Origin of the sequence: Rhodococcus sp. 27YEA6 (assembly GCF_044908235.1) — a bacterium.
In the GTDB taxonomy this organism is placed as follows: Bacteria; Actinomycetota; Actinomycetes; order Mycobacteriales; family Mycobacteriaceae; genus Rhodococcus_F; species Rhodococcus_F qingshengii.
Genome location: NZ_JBIYCY010000003.1, coordinates 308,188 through 327,767 on the forward strand (window position 1 = coordinate 308,188; position 19,580 = coordinate 327,767).

Below are 19,580 nucleotides of genomic sequence, written 5' to 3' on the forward strand. Positions count from 1 at the left end.
CGTGTCAGGTAGGAGTCCAGTGACCGAACAACCGAGAACCATCCCATCAGCCCTCATCCGGGCCGCCGAGGAGTTCGGTGAGCGCGCGGCTATCGCCGATGGCGACACCCGACTGACCTTCGCACAGCTACATCAGCGCGTCCGCGATTTCGCCGGCGCACTGATCAACCGTGGGGTGAAGGCAGGCGACCGCGTCGTCATCTGGGCGCCCAACACATACCACTGGGTGATCGCCCTGCTCGGCGCTCAGTACGCCGGCGCAGCCATCATCCCGATCAACACGCGCTACACCGGCACCGAAGCACTCGACATCATCGAGCGCGTCGACGCAGCTGCCCTGGTGGTCGTCGGCACGTTCCTCAAGGCCGACCGGTACCAGCAGTTGCTCGACGCCAATCCGGACCTGAGGATCCCCACCGTCATCCAGGTACCGATCGACGGGGACGACGACCGTGACGGCGTCATCGAGTTCGAGGACTTCCTCGCGCTCGCCACCGACGCCGCCCGCACCGAAGCCGACGCGCGTGCTGCGAAGGTGCAGCCAGACGACGTCAGCGACATCCTCTTCACCTCCGGCACCACGGGGCGCAGCAAGGGTGCGATCACCGCGCATCGTCAGTCCATCGCTGTCGCCAAGTCGTGGGGTGAATGCGCCGAGGTCACCGCCGACGACAACTTCCTCATCATCAGCCCGTTCTTCCACACCTTCGGGTACAAGGCCGGAATCCTGGTCTGCCTGTTGAACGGTGCGACGATCGTGCCGGTGTCCGTCTTCAACATCGACGACACCCTCGCATTGGTCAGCAGCGAGAAGATCAGCATCCTGCCTGGCGCCCCGACGATCTACCAGACCATCCTCGATCATCCCCGCCGCAGCGAATACGACCTGTCCTCGCTCCGCATCGCGATCACGGGCGCAGCACCCGTGCCGGTTGCTCTCGTCGAGCGCATGCAAGCAGAGCTTTTCGACGCCGTCCTCACGGCATACGGTTTGACCGAGGCAGTGGTTGCGACCATGTGCCGCACCGACGACGACCCGGTCACCGTCTCCACCAGTTCCGGCCGCGCGACAGCCGATTTCGAGGTCAAGATCGGCGACCAAGGCGAGATCCTGCTTCGCGGACCGAACGTCATGCTCGGGTACCTCGACGACCCGGAATCCACCGCCAAGGCAATCGACGTCGACGGCTGGCTGCACACCGGAGACGTCGGAACCCTCGACGAGCGCGGATATCTCGACATCACCGACCGTCTGAAAGACATGTACGTCAGCGGCGGATTCAACGTCTACCCCGCCGAGATCGAGGGCATGTTGGCTCGCCTGCCCGGCGTCCACGAGTCTGCTGCCATCGGCATCCCCGATCACCGGATGGGAGAGGTGGGCCGCGTCTACATCGCCCAACTCGACGGTGCCGGCCTCACCGAAGAGTCGGTAATCGCCTTCCTCAAGGAGAAGATCGCAGGCTTCAAGGTGCCCCGCGAGGTGCGCTTCGTAGATCACCTGCCCCGTAACCCTTCGGGCAAGGTCCTCAAAACGGTTCTGCGCGAGGAACAATCATGACCGTTCCCTTCGAAGCCGACGTCGTGACCTACGAGGTTCGTGACTCGGTCGCCGTCGTGACCTTGAATCGACCCGACTACCGCAACGCCCAGAACTCGGTGGTCACGTACGCCCTCGACGCGGCATTCCAGCGCGCCGTCGAGGACGACGACGTGAAGGTGATCGTCCTGGCAGGCAACGGACCTCACTTCAGCGCCGGACACGACCTGGGAACTCCGGGACGCGACCATCACGTCGAGTACGAGAACAAGGCCACCATGTGGTGGGATCACGTCGACAAGCCAGGCGGTGACCAGCGTTTCGCCCGCGAGATGGAGGTCTACCTGGGCATGTGCCGCCGTTGGCGGGAGATCCCCAAGCCCACCATCGCGATGGTCCAAGGCGCCTGCATTGCCGGTGGGCTCATGCTCGCCTGGGTCTGCGACATGATCGTCGCGGCCGACGACGCCTTCTTCTCCGATCCCGTTGTCCGCATGGGCATCCCCGGCGTCGAATACTTCGCGCACCCGTGGATGGTCGGTTCACGATTCGCCAAGGAAATGCTCTTCACCGGCGATCGGTTCACCGCGCAACGTGCATACGAAATCGGCATGGTGAACCGCGTCGTCGCCCGCAAGCATCTCGAGAAGGAGACGTTCGAGCTCGCCGGACGTATCGCCGAGATGCCGCGCTTCGGACTGGCTTTGACCAAGAAGGCCGTCAATCAGTGCGAGGATCAGATGGGGATGCGCAACGGCATCGACTCCGTCTTCGGTCTGCATCACTTCGCTCACGCTCACAACGCCGAAGTCGGCAAAGACTCGCTTGGTGGTCTCGACGCCAAAGCTATGGCTGCCAGTGCTCGCGCACCGCAGGAAGGAACAAAATAGTGGATCTCGTATTCGACGACGCCACAACCGCATTCCGTGACGAGGTTCGCTCGTTCCTGGAAGCGAATGTACCCGCGACTCCCCTGAAGTCGATGGATACCGCCGAAGGCTTCGAAGAGCACCGTCAGTGGGAGCACACACTCGCCGACGCCGGCTACGCCGTCGTCTCCTGGCCCAAGGAACTCGGCGGACGCGATGCGTCCCTGCTCGAATGGGTCATCTTCGAGGAGGAGTACTACCGCTCGGGCGCGCCCGGCCGCGTAAGCCAGAACGGTATCTTCTTGTTGGCTCCCACACTGTTCGAGCATGCAAATGCCGAGCAGTTGGCTCGCATCATGCCGCGCATGGCTCGTGCCGACGACATCTGGGCCCAGGCCTGGTCCGAGCCCGAGTCCGGTTCCGACCTCGCAAGCCTGCGTTCGAGTGCGAAGAAGGTCGACGGCGGCTGGCTGCTCAACGGTCAGAAGACGTGGAGCTCACGCGCGAGTTACGCCGACTGGGGCTTCGGCTTGTTCCGCTCCGATCCGGATGCGCAGCGCCACAAGGGCATCACGTATTTCATGTTCGACCTCCGGTCGAAGGGTGTCACCGTTCGCCCGATCGATCAGCTCGACGGTGAGCCCGGCTTCGCCGAGATCTTCCTCGAAGACGTCTTCGTTCCGGACGACCCGGCCAACCCAGGTGAGTCGGGTGTGATCGGAAACGTCAACGAAGGTTGGCGGGTCGCGATGAGCACCGCGAGCAACGAGCGTGGTCTCTCGCTGCGCAGCCCCGGCCGCTTTCTCGCCACCGTCGACCGCCTGCTCGAGCTGTACAAGTCCAGCGGACGCACCGACGACAGCGCTCTGCGCAACCAGGTCGCCGACGCCTGGATCGGCGCTCGCGCTTACCAACTCAACACATTCGGCACCGTCACCCGTCTGGCCGACGGTGGACAGCTCGGCGCCGAGTCCTCGATCAACAAGGTCTTCTGGTCCGAGTGGGATATCGCCACCCACGAGACTGCTCTCGAACTTCAGGGCCCTGAAGCCGAGTTGGCCGACAACTGGATGGACGGATACCTGTTCTCCCTGTCCGGCCCGATCTACGCAGGCACCAACGAGATTCAGAAAAACGTCATCGCTGAGCGTCTGCTCGGCCTACCGAAGGCGGACCGATGAGATTCGCGCTCGACTCCTCCCACCAGGACTTCGCTGCAAGCATCGATGCGCTGCTGACCAAGTCCGACATGCCCGCCGTCATCCGTTCGTGGAACGACGGTGACACCGAGCCGGGCAAGAAGCTCTGGCAGCGCCTCGCCGAGACCGGCGTCAACGGTCTCGTCATCTCCGAAGAGCACGACGGACTCGGCGCCGACGCCGTCGACCTGGTCGTTGCGCTCGAACAGCTCGGTCGGCACGCAGTACCCGGACCGGTCGTCGAAACGATCGCCGTGGCGCCGACGCTCCTGGCTTCCGTTGCACCGGAACGTCTCTCTGCTCTCGCCGAGGGTTCGCTGGCAACCGTCGCAGCTCCCCCGCGCACACCGTTCGCGCTCGACGCCGATGCGGTGGATCTGGTTCTGCTAGCGCAGGACGGTGCCGTATCACTCGGCGTCCCTGGCGAAGCCAAGGCATCAGTGGATCTCTCCCGCAAGCTCTACGAGGTTTCCGCCGGCGAATCACTGGGCTCCGCCGACTTCTCGGCCGCCTTCGACATGGGCGCTCTTGCCACTGCCGCGCAGTTGCAGGGCCTGGGACAGACACTGCTCGAGGTCACCACCGAATACGCGAAGCAGCGCAAGCAGTTCGGCAAGGTCATCGGACAGTTCCAGGCCATGAAGCACCACCTGGCCGAGGTTGCCGTCTCCCTCGAGATGGCTCGCCCCCTGCTGCACGGCGCCGCACTGTCGGTTCGCGATCAGTCGGCCGACGCCTCGCGTGACATCTCTGCGGCCAAGGTCGCGTGCGGGGATGCTGCGTACAAGGCCGCTCGCGTCGGACTCCAGGTTCACGGCGCCATCGGCTACACGATGGAACACGATCTCTCCTTGTGGCTCACCAAGGTACGGGCGCTGCTCACCGCGTGGGGCACACCGTCCGAGCATCGCGCACGCGTCGTCGAAGCGCTGGTTGCATCATGAGCATCGACACCGAAGACCAGGCAGCATTGCGCGCATCGGTACGCGATCTCCTGAGCAAGCATTCCGACTCCGCTGCCGTCCGCGCCGCCATCACCACAGAGATCGGCTACGACGCCGCTTTGTGGAGCAAGCTGTGCGAGCAGATCGGCGTCGCCGCGTTGGCGATTCCGGAGGAGTTCGACGGCGTCGGAGCAGGTTTGGGCGAAGTACACGTGGTCCAGGAGGAATTGGGCCGCACGCTGACCCCGTCACCGATGCTGGGTTCGGCGATTCTTGCCGCACAGGCACTGCTGCTTTCCGGTGACAACGACGCATGCTCGCGACTGCTGCCCGGTGTCGCGTCCGGCGAGAGCACGCTCGCTCTGTGCTGGGCAGGTGCCGCGGGTTGGAGCACCTTCGGCGTCGAGGCAACCGAAGACGCGTTGACCGGTACGGCGTCGTACGTCCTCGACGGACACGTCGCAGACACCCTGCTCGTTCTCACGGCCGACGGGTTCTACGAAGTGGATCCAGCGGCCGAAGGCGTCTCCCGCCGACGCGTCCCCACCATGGATCCGACGCGAACGCTGGCGGAGGTCACGTTCTCCGGTGTTCGTGGTCGGCCACTGGAGTGGTCCGAAGATCTGGTCGATCGGATCCGAACCGTCGTTCTGATCGCCTTGTCTGCTGAACAGGTCGGAGCGGCAGCAGCGATCGTCGAACAGACCGTGGAATACACCAAGTCGCGCAAGCAGTTCGGTCGCGCGATCGGTTCTTTCCAGGCCCTCAAGCATCGGATGGCCGACATGTACACGTTGGTCGAGACGGCGCGGTCGATGACGTACGCCGCCGTGGCGACGCAGTCGGCGGACGACGCGGCAGTGGCGAAGGTCTACTGCTCGGAAGCCTTGCAGCAGATCACCTCCGAAGCGGTTCAGTTGCACGGCGGAATCGCGATCACCTGGGAGCACGACGCTCAGCTGTACTTCAAGCGTGCACACGGCAGCGCTCAGCTTTTCGGTCAGCCGAGCACCTACCTGCCGAGCCTCGCGCAGGCAGCGGGCCTCTAGGAGACGTCGGTGCTTGTTCGCTCGGGATTGCGAGCGAACAAGCACCACTGGTGCCCAGTCAGTGGAATGCCCAGCAGATTAATAGCTCTGGATCGCGCAGAATCGGTCACCAGACAGCTGTCCATCCCACAGACCGGAGTTTTCTCGTGAATCGATTCGACGACAAGCGCGTCCTCATCAGCGGCGCAGGATCCGGAATCGGCCAGGCCACCGTTGCCCGCATCCTGGCAGAAGGTGGCACCGTCGTCGCCGCCGACATTTCCGAGACCGGCCTCGAACAGACGCTGAACGCAGCGAAGGACGCAGGCCATTCCGATCGCCTGACCACGGTGAAGGTCGACATCTCCAGCGAAGAGTCTGTTCGCGAACAGGTCGGCGCTGCGATCAAGGCTCTGGGCGGGCTCGACGTGCTGGTCAACGCGGCGGGCATTCTGCGCTCCGCGCACACCCACGAGATGACACTCGATTTCTGGAACACCGTCATCGGGGTCAACCTCACCGGAACTTTCCTCATGACGAGGGAGTCCCTGCCGGCACTGCTCGAAAGCGGGGCAGGCGTCGTGGTCAACTTCAGTTCCACGTCGGCCACCTTCGCCCACCCATATATGACGGCATATGCAGCGTCGAAGGGCGGAATCCAATCCTTCACGCACGCTCTTGCACTCGAGTACAGCAAGCAGGGCCTTCGCGCCGTGGCCGTCGCACCCGGCAGCATCGCTTCGGGCATGACCTCCGATCCTGGATTCCCGGCCGACATCGACTTCACGCTGCTCGGCAAGCTGGCGCCGGCAATCGGTGAGGGTTTCGCGCCCCCGTCCGCGGTCGCCGGCGTGATCGCGATGCTCGCTTCCGAGGACGGCTCGTTTGTCACCGGAACGGAAATCCGCATCGACGGCGGCACGCATATGTGACCACTTGCTGTGCGCCTTTATTAACCCCCGGCGGTTAATAAAGGCGCACAGCAGCGAGGCGGCATACTTAACTGGCCGCCGGGAACCAGTCCGGCGGTACGGAGTGCGGTGGGGAGCCAGCGGTGAGCGAATCAACAGGCAGTACGAACCTCGAGCCCGTGCTGATCAGTCCCGTCGTCGGCGGAATGATTCGCACGTGGTCCGAGGACGAGACCCGCTTGTGGAGCGTCGACGATCCCGCGGCGCTCGGCGCACTGTTGGGACGCGGTCTCGTAGCCCGTACGACCCTGCCGGACAACAAGTTCCGAGAGGTTGCGTTTCTGGATACCCAGACCCAGGCCCTCACTGTGCAGCCGCGCTTCGCTTCCCCTGACAGCACTGCACTTGCCGCACCGTTCAAGCTCACCGAGGCGTCGGCCCCGACGTCCGACGCTTGGGAAGATCTCGAATCGGTACTCGCGTCGGTCGCGATCTCCGCTGCTGGACGTGGCGAATTCTGGCTCGCGGAACTCGGCGGGTGGGATTCTCCGCACGAGCCGAACTGCCTCTTCACGACCGTCGACGAATCGGGACTGGCCAACGCGGTCATGGAGGCCACCCCCGCGCCCGCCGGAACCGGCGTCTGGCCGGAGGTTCCGAGCGGACAAACCGGCGTTTCCGTTTCGGCACCAGCCTCACAGGACACCATCGAGGCTGCCGGAATCTTCGCGGTATCAGCGATCGAGACGTGGGGCGTCACACCGTGGGACATCAACCTCACTTTCGGCAAACTGGTCGATTTCGCCTGATCAGCGGCGCCGACACGCGGCGGTGAGTTGTACGTCTCCCCTCAGCCGACGGCTCACGGTTCGTCACAACACGCCCGATGGCGACGACATCGGGCCCCTCGGTGGGCATACTGAGGGAACTGGGGTTACTCCCGGTCACAAATACCCGTGGATCCGCGTCGGGGCGGGTGCGGTCCGACAACACGCGAGCAGCCACAGACACTGGCGGCTCCGAAAGGTTCAATCATGGCAACCGACCAATTACAGACGGTTGTATTGCACGGCGACCAGCTCAAGTACGTCGACCAAGGCAGTGGCCCCGTTGTGGTGCTCATTCACGGCCTACTGGGCGCGCACTCCAATTGGGAGCCGCAGATCGAGACGCTCTCGCGTCATTACCGCGTGATCGCCCCTGATCTCTTCGGACATGGTGCGTCGGACAAGCCTGCCGGCGACTATTCACTCAGTGCTCACGCCGCCACCGTTCGCGACCTCCTCGAAGCCCTCGATATTCCGTCGGCCACCCTCGTCGGTCACTCCCTCGGTGGTGGGATCGCGATGCAGACGCTGTACCTGTTCCCCGACCGGGTGGAGCGGCTGTGCCTGGTGGCCAGCGGCGGACTCGGCCCCGAGGTGAGCCCACTCCTGCGCGCGGCGACTCTGCCCGGCAGCGAACTGGTACTTCCCGTTCTCGCGTCCAGGACGCTGACCGACGTGACGGACAAAGCGCTCGGACTTTTCAACAAGATCGGCCTGTTCAAGCTCGGTGCCAGCGCGAGTGAGGCCCGTAAGAGCTTTGCTTCGGTATCGGACGCGTCGACACGTCAGGCATTTCTGGCGACCGCGCGATCAGTCATCAACTACAACGGCCAAACCGTCAATGCCACTCCGCATTTCGCCAACTTCAAGAACCTGCAGGCACTACTGGTGTGGGGCGAGGAAGACACCATCATCCCCAACGCCCACACCGAGAATGCTCGCGCCGAACTACCGCTGGGGCGGGTGGAGATATTCAAGCGCGCCGGGCATTTCCCGCACCTTGACTATCCGGATCGCTTCGACCGTGTCTTCTCCGAATTCATGACGGACTGCGGAGTCGGTATCGGCACCGGACCCAAGGCCGTCAGCAGCTGAACTAGCTCCCCGCAACCAGCTCTTCGAGGTAGCTCGCCACCCCGTCCTCGTCGTTCGTGGGCAAAATTCGGTCGGCGAGCTCGATGACCTCGGCTCTGGCGTTGGCGGGCGCCAGAGCCGTTCCGGCCCAGGTCAGCATCGCAACGTCGTTGAAGGCGTCACCGGCCGCGGCAACTTCCGACGCGTCGATGCCGTCGATCGCGCACAACTGCGCGAGAGCGCTGGCCTTCGAGACGCCCGCTGCAGCCATTTCCATGTACGGAGCCCCGGAGTGGGTCAACTCCACACCCTCGATGCCCGCAGCGACCGCAGTTCGGTACAGGTCGGCGCTGGGAACCTCGGCATGCCGGGCCACGATCTTGACCATCGGCTCCACGTCCAGCGGCAGCGTATCGGCGAGCACCATCTCGTGCAGGTGCCGGTGATGGTCCGCGAACTCGCACAGAGCGGCATACTCCGGCTCGGCAAAGAACTGCGTGGGTCCGACGTTCGCGAACACGACGCCAGGAATCAGAGCACGAACCTGCTCCATAGCTGTTGCAGCCAAAGATGTTTCGATCGAAACGGTGTCGACGATCTCCGGAGTCCCGTCCGCCAGGTCGAGAATGACAGCTCCGTTGGCACACACAGCTTTACCGCGAAATCCGCACGAGCTCGCCAACGTGTGTACCGAATGCCTGGCCCGGGCCGTCGCCCACACAACTTCGATCCCCGCGAGCCGCGCGTTCTCCATGGCCTGCGCGGTGCGCGCCGAAATCGTTCGGTCGGAGCGCAGCAGGGTGCCGTCGAGGTCGGTTGCGAACATACGAATACGGGTCACCAGACAATGATGGCAGTCCGTTCGCAGCCCTCACCAACTACGTGACATGGGCCGTTGCTCTGTCAATTACTTGCTTGGGCCTCGAGAAGGTGCCGACGCATCTCACCGAAGACCACACCCAGCCGCTCGACATCTCGCGGGCTCAGCAGGTCGAACATGCTCTCCCGTACAGCGGCCACGTGCGCCGGGCTTGCCGACGCCAATTTCTCGGCACCCGAGTCGGTCAGCTCCGCATTAGCGCCCCTCTTGTCGTCGACACACTCGACCCGGCGCACCCACCCGGCACCGACCAGCCGATTGACGGCCCTGGTCACACCACTTCGGGTAGCCATCACAGCGTCGGCGAGCTCACTCATGCGCAGTTGCCGGCCGGGCGCTTCGGCGAGAGCGACCAGCAGTTCGAAATCGGTGAAGGAAATGTCGGAGTCTCGCACCAACTGCTGATCGAGAACACGCTGGAGCAGTCGGGTCGAGTCCAGGTAAGCCCGCCAGGCCGTTTGCTCCGAGTCGCTCAACCACCGCGTCGATTCCATGACACCAGCATATCCGAAGTAGTTGACAACGAAATCAAATGATCTATTCTCAATGTAGTTGATCAGTCAACTACCTGTTCGAAGAGAAGGTTCAACCGAGAGGCGGGCGCTATGAGCGACAACAACGCAGTGCAGTTCGAGGAACGCCGGGCCGAGATCAGGGATCGACATCTGCTCCCCGCCGACAAACGACCCGCATCGACCGCACGCGGCCTGCACCATACGGCCCTGATCAGCAGTGACGTCGAACGAACCGTGAAGTTCTACCAGGATCTCCTCGGATTCCCACTCACCGAGTTGATCGAGAACCGTGACTATCCCGGGTCGTCGCACTTCTTCTTCGACATCGGCAATGGCAACCTTCTGGCGTTCTTCGACTTCCCGGGTCTCGACGTGGGCCCGTACCAAGAAGTACTCGGCGGCCTCCACCACATCGCGATCAGCGTCGAACCCGCCAAGTGGGCGAAGCTACGTACCAGACTGACCGAGGCCGGCGTCGAACTGATCGAGCACAGTGAGGTTTCGCTGTACTTCCGCGATCCCGACGGCGCTCGACTCGAACTGATCGCAGACCCACTCGGTGAGATGTACGGCAATCACGTCCTCTGAAAACTTGCTCTCCCCCATACCATTCGGAAGGCACACCATGACCTCCACTCTGTCGCAGCCGAACCTCGATATCCGTCGATCCGGGGATCGCTTCAAGTCCAATGCCGGCTGGCTGGACTCGAAGCACTCGTTCTCGTTCAGCAATCACTACAACCCGAAGAACACTCACCACGGTCTTCTTCTGGTGAACAACGACGACATCGTCACGCCGGGAATGGGATTCGACACCCATCCCCACCAGGACATGGAGATCGTCACCTGGGTACTGAGAGGTTCTCTCGTACATCAGGATTCGATGGGTCATTCGGGTGTCATCTACCCCGGTCTAGCCCAGCGGATGAGCGCCGGAACGGGCATCCTGCATTCGGAGAAGAACGATTCGTGGCGACTCGGTGACGTGGCGGGTGCGCATTCCGACAAGCACAGCGACCCGGTTCACTTCATCCAGATGTGGGTCATCCCCGACGAAGCCGGAATCACCCCCGGCTACGAGCAGTTGGAGATCGACGCCGAATTGCTTGCCGGTGGACTGGTTCCCGTCGCCTCCGGCATGGACGCGTACGCCGATCACTCGGCAATCCGGATTAAGAACAAGTACGCCGCGATGCACGTTGCGCGTCTGCAACCCGGACAGCCCGTGACCCTGCCGGACGCACCGTTCCTGCACGTTTTTGTCGCCGACGGTCAGGCCGCCATGGAAGGCGTCGGAGTGCTCGAACAAGGTGACGCGGTACGCGTGTCCGGCGGCGGAGGTCAGCAGATCAGCTCCGATACCGGGGCAGAGGTCATCGTCTGGGAAATGCACGCCACCGTTTCGCAGGGATGACGTGAAGCCCTTCTCGTACGACGCTTCACCGGCTCGAATTGTCTTCGGCCAAGGGATGATCGATACGATCGCCGAAGAAGTGCGGCGGCTCGGCCGTAGCCGAGTGATGGTGCTGGCAAGTCGTCGACTCGACGCGGTTGCCGCCGCCGTGACCGAATCTCTCGGCGACATGGCGGTGGCCCGCTTCGACGGCGCTTTGATGCATACTCCGATCGAAGTCACGACAGCCGCGCTGAGACTTGCCGAGAACCATCACGTCGACACGGTCGTCGCGATCGGCGGCGGTTCGGCAACCGGGTTGTCCAAGGCATTGGCACTACGAGCGGGGTTCGATCAGATCGTCGTTCCGACAACGTACGCGGGATCAGAAGTCACTCCGGTGTTGGGTGAAACAGAGAACGGACGCAAGACAACTCGCTCCTCTCCCCACATCCGACCGGAAACCGTCATCTACGACGTCGACCTCACTCTCGATCTGCCGCTGGATACCACCGTCACCAGCGCCGTCAACGCGATGGCGCATGCGGTTGAAGCGTTGTACTCCACCGAGTCCAACCCGATCACGGACTTGATGGCGATCGAGGCGATCTCCGGGATCGCCCGTGCGCTGCCGAGCATTGTCGATGATCCGAAAAATCTGGAAGGTAGGGCCGAACTACTGCAAGCAGCCTGGTTGGCCGGAACCTGCTTGGGCACGGTCGGTATGGGGCTTCATCACAAGTTATGCCACACCCTCGGTGGCAGCTTCGGTTTGCCGCATGCTCCCACCCACACCGTTGTCCTTCCCCAGGCAATGGCGTTCAACGCGCCTGGCGTCCCGGAAGTCATGTCTCGAATAGCGACTGCCTTGGGTGTATCCGACGCCGCCACCGGCGTTTTCGACCTCGTCACCTCGTGCGGCGGACCGACCTCTCTGCGAGAGGTGGGAATGAGTCACGATCAGATCGGCCGTGCAGTCGAACTCGCGAACGCCGCCGCTTATCCGAACCCGCGTGAGATCACCCCGGCAGGCCTGAGCGAACTCCTCGAGAACGCCTGGTCCGGGCGTCGACCCGCCATCAGGTGAGAACGAATCAGGCAGTACCGCCTCGCGGCCTGACATGTTCGAAGATCAGAATCGTCTCGGTCGCAGCAACCGCCGGATGCGCCGAGAGATTGTTGACAACGAAGTCACGCAACTGCGCCGAATCCGTCGTTGCGACGTGCAGCATGTAGTCGTCGACACCGGCAACGAAGTACACGTTGAGCACCGAGTCCAGCTTGGCGAAATCGTCGCCGAGCCGGCTGAGGTGCGACCGTGCGTTGGCCTGCAGTCGAACTGCGATCATCGCCTGCAGATCCATTCCGAGAGCGGCGGGGTCGATGTCCGCATGGAATCCCCTGATCACGCCGTTGTCCACCAAGGCGCGCACACGTCCGAGGCATGTCGACGGCGCAATTCCCGCGATCGCGGCCAGCGCATTGTTCGGAATCCTCGCATCCTTCACCAGCTCTTCGAGCAGAACCCGGTCGATCTCGTCCAACTTCATTGCTGCCCGAACATGCTTCGGCGAGGCAGCCGTCTGAATACCGATTTTTGAACTTTCACGCACCATACATACAGCGTAGAGAATTATCTTCACTTCTCTTCACTATCTGGCGACGAAACTTCATGCTTGGCACCTGCCATTCGAAGAAACAACAGACTCAGTTCGGAGCCGTGTCATGAAGGTCGGAATCCCCCGCGAGATCAAAAACCACGAGTACCGCGTGGCCATCAGCCCAGCAGGCGTCCACGAACTGGTCGGCCGAGGACACGAAGTCGTCATCGAAACGGGTGCAGGCGTCGGCTCCTCGTTCAGTGACGAGGATTTCAAGGCCGCGGGCGCGCAGATCCTCGGATCTGCCGATCAGGTCTGGACGGACGCAGATCTACTCCTGAAGGTCAAAGAACCTATTGCAGAGGAGTATTCGCGACTCCGTAAGGATCAGGTTCTCTTCACCTACCTGCACCTGGCGGCGTCGAAGGAATGCACCGACGCGCTCCTGACGTCGAAGACCACCTCCATCGCCTACGAAACAGTTGTCGGTTCCGACGGTTCACTGCCCCTCCTCGCCCCGATGAGTGAAGTAGCCGGACGCCTGGCACCGCAGGCGGGCGCCTATCACTTGATGCGTCACGGCGGCGGACGCGGAGTTCTGATGGGCGGCGTCCCCGGAGTGCGCCCCGCCAAGGTCGTGGTGATCGGTGCGGGAGTCTCCGGCAAGAACGCCATCGCCGTGGCCTACGGCATGCAGGCCGACGTCACCGTTCTCGACCTGTCGATCGCGCGCCTGCGGGAAATCGACGAGCTGTACCACGGCCAGGTCAAGACCATCACGTCCAACAGCCTCGAACTCGAACAGGCAGTACTCGACGCCGACCTGGTCATCGGCGCAGTGCTGGTCCCCGGGGCGAAGGCGCCGACTCTCGTCTCCAACAGCCTGGTGGCGCGTATGAAGCCGGGTTCTGTCCTGGTCGACATCGCCATCGACCAGGGCGGCTGCTTCGAGGATTCACACGCGACCACGCACGCCGATCCGACGTACCAGGTTCACGGTTCGGTCTTCTACTGCGTTGCGAACATGCCCGGAGCGGTCCCCCGTACGTCCACCTACGCACTCACCAACGCGACGCTTCCGTACGTCGTCGCATTGGCAGACAAGGGGTGGAAGGACGCGGTCGCGACAGTTCCCGGCCTGGGGTCAGGTCTGAGCACACACGACGGCCTGCTCCTGTCCGACAGTGTTGCATCGGCGCATGGGTACTCGGCTACCACTCTCTGACCCAGGCAGCTCTGACCCAGGCAGCTCTGACCCAGGCAGCTCTGACCCAGGCAAGGACAGCTCGAGATCGCTAGCCTTGATCCATGAGCATTCCTGACATCACGCTGAATTCCGGAACCACGATCCCGCAACTCGGCCTCGGAGTCTGGCAGGCCACCAACGACGAAACCGAGCATGCAGTACGGTTCGCACTCGACGAGGCCGGCTACCGGCACATCGACACCGCTGCCGCCTATGGAAACGAAGAGGGCGTCGGACGAGGTATCGCCAACTCGTCCGTCGCGCGAGAGGACATCTTCCTCACCACGAAGCTGTGGAATGCAGATCAGGGCTACGAGCCGGCGTTGAAGGCTTTCGACACCAGCATCGACAAGCTGGGCGTCGACTACGTCGATCTCTACCTCATCCACTGGCCTCTGCAGGACAACGACCGACTCCTCCGCACGTGGGACGCACTCGAAAAGATCGCGGAATCGGGCCGCGCCAAGGCAATCGGGGTGTGCAACTTCGAGCCGCATCATCTGCAGCTTCTCGTCGAACGCGGTGGATTGTTGCCCGCAGTCGATCAGGTGGAACTGCACCCGCACCTCACGCAGCAGGCCATTCGCGACAAGGCCGCCGAGCACGGGATCAAGGTCGAATCGTGGAGCCCACTCGGCGGTACCAGTAACGCAGGTTGGGGTAAGGCGTCCAAGCCCAACACCCTGCTCACCGACCCGATCATCACTCGAATCGGTGACCGCCACAGCAAGACTGCCGCGCAGGTCCTGATCCGTTGGCACCTTCAGAACGGCCTGATCGTCATCCCGAAATCCGTACACGATGCTCGAATCGCTCAGAACATCGACGTATTCGACTTCGAACTCACCGATCTCGACCTGAGCGAAATCGATACGCTCGACGACGGTACCCGCGTCGGCGCGCATCCCGATGAACTCAACATCGGTGCACCGAACTGATCAAGCCGCTCGTTTGGTGGGGCGAAGCGCATCGAATCCGTTTCGCCTCACCATCGTTCCGAGGGTCTTCCACCACGGCCGAGCCGGATCCGGCTCGCTTCCGTCGCCCATCCGGTGCAGCTGATCGGTATGCCACTGCAGGTCGAGTGCACCGTCGAGCATCGAGATGTCGGCAACCTTCCCCAACAACTTCCGCGCTCCGAACTCAACAGTCGGCACGGTCAATCGTTCCCGATCCGATTCCAGGAGAACGGTTGCCGCGTCGGGGATCGTGATCGTCGGCCGGCCGAGGCCGATCACGTCGCACGCGCCGGAAGCCAGTGCCTCGACCATCGCCGATCGCGAGCGGAAGCCGCCGGTGACCGCCAAGGGAATGTCGCCGGCAATCGCTCGGACTGTCTCGGCGTACTCGAGGAAATATGCCTCTCGATCGCGAGTGCTCTGCTTCTGCGCTTTACCCATCATGGCCGGCGATTCATAACTGCCACCGCTGATCTCGATGAGATCGACGGACTCTTCGGTCAACGCGCGCACTACTTCTCGCGACTCGTCTTCCGAGAATCCACCTCGTTGGAAATCAGCCGAGTTGAGCTTGACCGAGACCGCGAATCCCGGAGCAACGGCAGAGCGTATGCGCCGAACGATTTCGAGCAGAAAGCGTCGTCGACGCTCGGGATCTCCACCCCACTCGTCCGTCCGCTGATTGGACAAGGGCGAAAGGAACTGCGCAACAAGATAACCGTGCGCTGCGTGTATCTGCACGCCGCCGAAGCCGGAGGACTCGGCGACGCGAGCGGTTTCCGCGAACTTGTCGATGATCTCGTCGATCTCAGCGGTCGAGAGTTCTCGCGGCGTCGCCATTCCCGGAATCTTCAGCGCGATCGCGCTCGGGGCGACCGGTCTACCTCTGCTGGCAATCGGGTTGGATTGCCGCCCTGGGTGGTTCAGCTGCATCCAGATCTCGGCGCCGCCGTTCTTGGCGGTCTTGGCCCAGGCAGTCAGTGCTTCGGCATCACGATCGTCGTCGACGACGACATTGCCCGGTTCGGCGATCTGCGATCGATCGACCATGACATTGCCGGTGATCAGCAAACCGAACCCGCCACTGCCCCAACGACCGTACAGCGTTTCCAAGCGAGTGGACGGTCCATGAGTGCGGTCACCCAGAGCCTCGCTGAGCGCAGCTTTCATGGTCCGATTCCGCAGGATCTGCCCGCAGGGCAAAGTCAACGATTCTCCGAGTGTGGTCATGGATGCCTCTCGTATGAAGGGAAGAAAGTCAATGGCGTGGCGCAGAACCGAAGTGCCGCTTGGTATCGCGCACGAAGCTCGAGAAGATCAGTGAGTTGACCGGTAGCCCGCCACGCACCGCGAGCGACAGCTTCGGACGCGGCGAGAATGCAAAATTCCACTGCAGTCTCGAACCCACTGCGAGCTCGTCGACGCGGTAGTCCTCCGCGAAGGATTGGAACAGCGGAACATTGGACTGTTCGACGTAAAACGAGTGCCGACGCGTTTCGTCGTCCCAGGTGATGAACTTTTCGCGCATCTGCATCGCACCACCGCCCACCTCCGCGATTCGGCGCGTGCCGACGCCGTAGGGGCGCGGCGAGGTGTAGTGCACTTTGGTGAGCAGCCGGCACCACGACAGCGGTTCGTCCGCGGTCAGACCAGCCCAGACGTCATCCGGTTCGGCGGTGAGGTCGATCGAGTACGTGAAGATATGCGGTGCCGTGTCGAAGAAATCGACACCGACCGGTTCGAGGTCGAACCAATGTGTCATCGCCTACTCCTGCCCAATTAGCCGTTACATGAAGTTACGGATACTTGACGACCGAAGTCAACCCCCGAAGGCTCAGCCGGACCAAGCCTCAGAACGAGAGAGCCCCTGCAGTGAAGCGATGACCTGTTCGAGCGGCTCGATACTTCGAGTCGTCTGACACACCGCCACCGCACCTTCGACCGACGTGATCGTCAGGTTTGCCATCGATTTTGCCTGCACTGCAGGATAACCCGCAGTTTCGAGTTGCGATTCGATCAACTTCTGCCATCCCAACATGACCTCAGCCGACACTTCCGCGACTTCTGGCTCACTGGCACGCGCCAACCCGCCGGCAATCACCGGGCAGCCGATCGCGAAGTCCGAGCGTGTGAGATTGAGTCGCCAGATGTCTCCGACCGCTTCGATCACGTCGGCCGTGGAACCGGTAGCCGCAGCCGAGCTGATCCGTCTGGTGATGATCGCACCGGCCGCGCGCACGGCTTCGACCATCAACTCGGTCTTACCGCCAGGAAAGTGGTGGTAGATCGACCCACGGGGTGCGCCGCTGTGCTTGATGACGTCGCTGAAGGACGTCGCGTCGACACCGTTGCGGCTGATCAGTTCAACCGCACTGCGAATCATGCGATCACGTGAGCTCAGCTCTGCCATGTCACAGATCCTTCGGCCGTCGGTACACCTGTCGACTCATACGCTACGTTATGTATGACGACCTACATAGTGATGGGATGAAACAATGAGTGACGAGACAACCGCGACTGTCGATCCGGCGCAGATGACAGGCCTCGAACTTCTCCGCTGGATGGGAACGCAGGTCAACGACCGACCCAGCATCGGACGCCTCCTCGGCATGGAGATGCGCGAGGTCAACGAGGGATCGGTGAGCTTCGCCCTGACCCCGCGTGCCGATTTCAGCAACCCGCTCGGCACTGTGCACGGCGGCATCTGCGCAACGCTGCTCGACTCGGTCATGGGCTGCGCGGTACACACGATGCTTCCGGCCGGCGTCGGCTACACGACCCTCGAACTCAAGCTCAACTACATCCGCACGGTGCCTCTCGACGGTGACGAACTGACAGCCCACGGCAGCGTAATTCACGTGGGCGGGCGTACCGCGACGGCAGAGGGCAAGGTCTTGGACAAGAACGGCAAGTTGGTGGCGCATGGAACCACGACGTGCATGATTTTTCGCTGAGCCGACGAAGGATGGCGAGAATGTAGCTGAGCCGACGAAGGATGGCGAGAATGTAGCTGCGCCCGACGTGAGCAGGGTGCGAGTGCCGATGTACGATCGGCTCGTGACCCTGCTCACTGCGCACCTCTGGTGGCCCGACCGCTGACGGTCAGCCGCAACTGCGTGCTGCCCGGACCGATATCGGGTGGTCCAGCAGGCTCCTCTCAAGATCCCCGATCCGGCAAATGCCGTACGCGTCGTCGCTACGACCGCCAAGATCAGGTACCGAATCCACGAAGGAGAGTTAGTTGACCACCACCCCACTCAACCGTTCGCTCGAGCCTTTGGGCGTCTCCATCCCGTCGAAAGTGCCGACGCACTGGTACAACCTGGCGGCTGACCTCCCCGAGCCTGTTCCCCCGCACCTGCATCCGGGCACTCGTGAGCCGCTCGGCCCCGAGGACTTGGCGCCGCTGTTCCCGATGAACCTCATCGCGCAGGAAGTCGCAACCGAGCGCTACATCGAGATCCCGGAGACGGTTCGCGAGATCTACGGCATGTGGAGGCCCTCTCCCCTGTTCCGCGCGCATCGACTCGAGCGCGCTCTCGGCACACCTGCCCGCATCTACTACAAGTACGAAGGCGTGAGCCCGGTCGGTTCACACAAGCCGAATACTGCTGTCGCGCAGGCTTACTACAACGCAATCGAGGGAACCACCAAGCTCACCACCGAAACCGGTGCGGGACAGTGGGGTGCGTCGCTGTCGTTCGCGGGCGCGCTGCTCGGACTCGACGTCGAGGTATGGCAGGTTCGCTCGTCCTTCGATTCGAAGCCGTACCGACGCATCCAGATGGAGGCGTACGGCGGAATCTGTCACCCGTCGCCTTCGGACCTGACGGAAGCCGGACGCGCACTGTTGAAGTCGCATCCCGACACCACCGGCTCGCTCGGTATGGCCATCAGTGAGGCCGTCGAGGTCGCTGCGCAGGATCCGAACACGCACTACTCACTCGGTAGCGTGCTGAACCACGTCATGCTGCACCAGACCGTGATTGGTCAGGAAGCAATGGTCCAGCTCGAAGAAGCCGGCGACGCCGTCCCCGACACCGTGTTCGGTTGCGCCGGCGGCGGTTCCAACCTCGCCGGACTCACCTTCCCGTTCCTGGGACGAAACCTTCGCGAAGGCACCAAGACTCGTCTGGTCGCCTGCGAGCCGTCGGCATGCCCGTCCCTCACCCAGGGCGAGTACCGCTACGACTTCGGTGACGTCGCCGGCCTGACGCCGCTGCTCAAGATGCACACTCTGGGTAAGGATTTCGTACCGCCGGCCATCCATGCCGGTGGCCTCCGCTACCACGGCATGTCGCCGATGGTCTCGCACGCGGTCAACCTCGGACTCATGGATGCAATTGCCGTCGATCAGGACGACGCACTCCAGGCAGGTCTGATTTTCGCCCGCGCCGAAGGAATCATCCCGGCTCCGGAATCAACCCACGCGGTTGCCGGCGCTATCGCTCACGCCCGTGCCGTCACCGAACCCGAGGTGATCGTGATCGGGCTGTCCGGCAACGGTCAATTGGATCTTCCGGCGTACTCGCCTTACGTCTGACGCCGTCGGTGTGGTGGTCTCGTGCGTACGAGGCCACCACACTTCGTCACA

Annotated in this window: 21 protein-coding genes; 15 read left to right on the forward strand and 6 right to left on the reverse strand. The window is 62.7% G+C overall.

Annotated features, from left to right (window positions below; all coding sequences use genetic code 11):
* Positions 1-19: 19 nt before the first annotated feature.
* The 8 genes from ABH939_RS11715 (at position 20) to ABH939_RS11750 (ending at position 8,413) form a co-directional block, all read left to right on the forward strand.
* Complete coding sequence (locus ABH939_RS11715; RefSeq protein WP_021332413.1) at positions 20-1,561, forward strand: FadD3 family acyl-CoA ligase; 1,542 nt, start codon at positions 20-22, stop codon at positions 1,559-1,561.
* Positions 1,558-2,430: an enoyl-CoA hydratase gene (locus ABH939_RS11720; protein WP_064688590.1), complete on the forward strand. Its 873-nt coding sequence runs from the start codon at positions 1,558-1,560 to the stop codon at positions 2,428-2,430. Before ABH939_RS11715 ends, ABH939_RS11720 begins: the two co-directional genes overlap by 4 nt.
* On the forward strand, positions 2,430-3,590 hold the full coding sequence (locus tag ABH939_RS11725; RefSeq protein ID WP_007734181.1) for an acyl-CoA dehydrogenase family protein: 1,161 nt from the start codon (positions 2,430-2,432) through the stop codon (positions 3,588-3,590). The genes ABH939_RS11720 and ABH939_RS11725 overlap by 1 nt, the downstream gene beginning before the upstream one ends.
* Entirely contained in the window at positions 3,587-4,552 is a 966-nt protein-coding gene (locus ABH939_RS11730) for an acyl-CoA dehydrogenase family protein (protein WP_007734178.1), read from the forward strand. The genes ABH939_RS11725 and ABH939_RS11730 overlap by 4 nt, the downstream gene beginning before the upstream one ends.
* Positions 4,549-5,601: an acyl-CoA dehydrogenase family protein gene (locus ABH939_RS11735; protein WP_003945931.1), complete on the forward strand. Its 1,053-nt coding sequence runs from the start codon at positions 4,549-4,551 to the stop codon at positions 5,599-5,601. Before ABH939_RS11730 ends, ABH939_RS11735 begins: the two co-directional genes overlap by 4 nt.
* 146 nt (positions 5,602-5,747) lie before the next feature.
* Positions 5,748-6,512: an SDR family NAD(P)-dependent oxidoreductase gene (locus ABH939_RS11740; RefSeq protein WP_003945543.1), complete on the forward strand. Its 765-nt coding sequence runs from the start codon at positions 5,748-5,750 to the stop codon at positions 6,510-6,512.
* Positions 6,513-6,634: 122 nt separating this feature from the next.
* Positions 6,635-7,300, forward strand: coding sequence for a hypothetical protein (locus ABH939_RS11745; RefSeq protein ID WP_404649643.1), 666 nt, complete (start codon positions 6,635-6,637; stop codon positions 7,298-7,300).
* A 225-nt stretch (positions 7,301-7,525) separates the two neighbouring features.
* On the forward strand, positions 7,526-8,413 hold the full coding sequence (locus tag ABH939_RS11750) for an alpha/beta fold hydrolase (RefSeq protein WP_003945464.1): 888 nt from the start codon (positions 7,526-7,528) through the stop codon (positions 8,411-8,413).
* 1 nt (position 8,414) lies between these two features.
* Here the strand turns inward: ABH939_RS11750 and ABH939_RS11755 are convergent, their stop codons facing one another.
* Both ABH939_RS11755 and ABH939_RS11760 read right to left on the reverse strand, forming a co-directional pair.
* Complete coding sequence (locus ABH939_RS11755) at positions 8,415-9,233, reverse strand: HAD family hydrolase (RefSeq protein WP_003945542.1); 819 nt, start codon at positions 9,231-9,233, stop codon at positions 8,415-8,417.
* A 62-nt stretch (positions 9,234-9,295) separates the two neighbouring features.
* Positions 9,296-9,766 (reverse strand): MarR family winged helix-turn-helix transcriptional regulator, encoded by a 471-nt coding sequence (locus ABH939_RS11760; protein WP_007734171.1) that lies wholly within the window; start codon positions 9,764-9,766, stop codon positions 9,296-9,298.
* 111 nt (positions 9,767-9,877) lie between these two features.
* Here ABH939_RS11760 and ABH939_RS11765 point away from each other — a divergent pair, with 111 nt between their 5' ends.
* The 3 genes from ABH939_RS11765 to ABH939_RS11775 are packed head-to-tail and all read left to right on the forward strand — an operon-like array spanning position 9,878 to position 12,267.
* A complete protein-coding gene (locus ABH939_RS11765; RefSeq protein WP_007734170.1) occupies positions 9,878-10,375 on the forward strand; it encodes a VOC family protein in 498 nt (165 codons plus the stop codon).
* A 37-nt stretch (positions 10,376-10,412) separates the two neighbouring features.
* Positions 10,413-11,201, forward strand: a complete 789-nt coding sequence (locus ABH939_RS11770) for a pirin family protein (RefSeq protein WP_404649644.1) — start codon at positions 10,413-10,415, stop codon at positions 11,199-11,201.
* A 1-nt stretch (position 11,202) separates the two neighbouring features.
* Complete coding sequence (locus tag ABH939_RS11775) at positions 11,203-12,267, forward strand: maleylacetate reductase (RefSeq protein ID WP_063315016.1); 1,065 nt, start codon at positions 11,203-11,205, stop codon at positions 12,265-12,267.
* A gap of 7 nt (positions 12,268-12,274) precedes the next feature.
* Here the strand turns inward: ABH939_RS11775 and ABH939_RS11780 are convergent, their stop codons facing one another.
* On the reverse strand, positions 12,275-12,796 hold the full coding sequence (locus ABH939_RS11780) for an Lrp/AsnC family transcriptional regulator (RefSeq protein ID WP_064443115.1): 522 nt from the start codon (positions 12,794-12,796) through the stop codon (positions 12,275-12,277).
* A 109-nt stretch (positions 12,797-12,905) separates the two neighbouring features.
* On the opposite strand from ABH939_RS11780, the gene ald reads away from it, so the two are divergent.
* Positions 12,906-14,006, forward strand: a complete 1,101-nt coding sequence (gene ald, locus ABH939_RS11785; protein WP_054188063.1) for an alanine dehydrogenase — start codon at positions 12,906-12,908, stop codon at positions 14,004-14,006.
* An 83-nt stretch (positions 14,007-14,089) separates the two neighbouring features.
* Complete coding sequence (locus tag ABH939_RS11790) at positions 14,090-14,965, forward strand: aldo/keto reductase (protein ID WP_063315018.1); 876 nt, start codon at positions 14,090-14,092, stop codon at positions 14,963-14,965.
* Here the strand turns inward: ABH939_RS11790 and ABH939_RS11795 are convergent, their stop codons facing one another.
* From ABH939_RS11795 to ABH939_RS11805, 3 genes are all read right to left on the reverse strand, one after another.
* Positions 14,966-16,216 carry an NADH:flavin oxidoreductase/NADH oxidase family protein gene (locus ABH939_RS11795; RefSeq protein ID WP_211921462.1) on the reverse strand — a complete coding sequence of 417 codons (1,251 nt, stop codon included), beginning with the start codon at positions 16,214-16,216 and terminating at the stop codon, positions 14,966-14,968.
* Between the two features lie 28 nt (positions 16,217-16,244).
* On the reverse strand, positions 16,245-16,748 hold the full coding sequence (locus ABH939_RS11800) for an SRPBCC family protein (RefSeq protein WP_042920475.1): 504 nt from the start codon (positions 16,746-16,748) through the stop codon (positions 16,245-16,247).
* A gap of 72 nt (positions 16,749-16,820) precedes the next feature.
* A complete protein-coding gene (locus ABH939_RS11805; protein WP_003945856.1) occupies positions 16,821-17,396 on the reverse strand; it encodes a TetR/AcrR family transcriptional regulator in 576 nt (191 codons plus the stop codon).
* An 85-nt stretch (positions 17,397-17,481) separates the two neighbouring features.
* Between ABH939_RS11805 and ABH939_RS11810 the strand changes: the two genes are divergently transcribed.
* On the forward strand, positions 17,482-17,940 hold the full coding sequence (locus ABH939_RS11810; protein ID WP_003945940.1) for a PaaI family thioesterase: 459 nt from the start codon (positions 17,482-17,484) through the stop codon (positions 17,938-17,940).
* Positions 17,941-18,227: 287 nt separating this feature from the next.
* Complete coding sequence (locus ABH939_RS11815; protein WP_003945451.1) at positions 18,228-19,529, forward strand: TrpB-like pyridoxal phosphate-dependent enzyme; 1,302 nt, start codon at positions 18,228-18,230, stop codon at positions 19,527-19,529.
* Positions 19,530-19,580 lie beyond the last annotated feature (51 nt).

Excerpts from the sequence above, each read along its gene's own strand:
- ABH939_RS11720 (WP_064688590.1), top strand. The coding sequence starts at position 1,558 with ATGACCGTTCCCTTCGAAGCCGACGTCGTGACCTACGAGGTTCGTGAC.
- ABH939_RS11730 (WP_007734178.1), top strand. The coding sequence starts at position 3,587 with ATGAGATTCGCGCTCGACTCCTCCCACCAGGACTTCGCTGCAAGCATC.
- ABH939_RS11735 (WP_003945931.1), top strand. The coding sequence starts at position 4,549 with ATGAGCATCGACACCGAAGACCAGGCAGCATTGCGCGCATCGGTACGC.
- ABH939_RS11750 (WP_003945464.1), top strand. The coding sequence starts at position 7,526 with ATGGCAACCGACCAATTACAGACGGTTGTATTGCACGGCGACCAGCTC.
- ABH939_RS11760 (WP_007734171.1), bottom strand. The coding sequence starts at position 9,766 with ATGGAATCGACGCGGTGGTTGAGCGACTCGGAGCAAACGGCCTGGCGG.
- ABH939_RS11765 (WP_007734170.1), top strand. The coding sequence starts at position 9,878 with ATGAGCGACAACAACGCAGTGCAGTTCGAGGAACGCCGGGCCGAGATC.
- ABH939_RS11770 (WP_404649644.1), top strand. The coding sequence starts at position 10,413 with ATGACCTCCACTCTGTCGCAGCCGAACCTCGATATCCGTCGATCCGGG.
- ABH939_RS11780 (WP_064443115.1), bottom strand. The coding sequence starts at position 12,796 with ATGGTGCGTGAAAGTTCAAAAATCGGTATTCAGACGGCTGCCTCGCCG.
- ald (WP_054188063.1), top strand. The coding sequence starts at position 12,906 with ATGAAGGTCGGAATCCCCCGCGAGATCAAAAACCACGAGTACCGCGTG.
- ABH939_RS11790 (WP_063315018.1), top strand. The coding sequence starts at position 14,090 with ATGAGCATTCCTGACATCACGCTGAATTCCGGAACCACGATCCCGCAA.
- ABH939_RS11795 (WP_211921462.1), bottom strand. The coding sequence starts at position 16,216 with ATGACCACACTCGGAGAATCGTTGACTTTGCCCTGCGGGCAGATCCTG.
- ABH939_RS11800 (WP_042920475.1), bottom strand. The coding sequence starts at position 16,748 with ATGACACATTGGTTCGACCTCGAACCGGTCGGTGTCGATTTCTTCGAC.
- ABH939_RS11805 (WP_003945856.1), bottom strand. The coding sequence starts at position 17,396 with ATGGCAGAGCTGAGCTCACGTGATCGCATGATTCGCAGTGCGGTTGAA.
- ABH939_RS11810 (WP_003945940.1), top strand. The coding sequence starts at position 17,482 with ATGAGTGACGAGACAACCGCGACTGTCGATCCGGCGCAGATGACAGGC.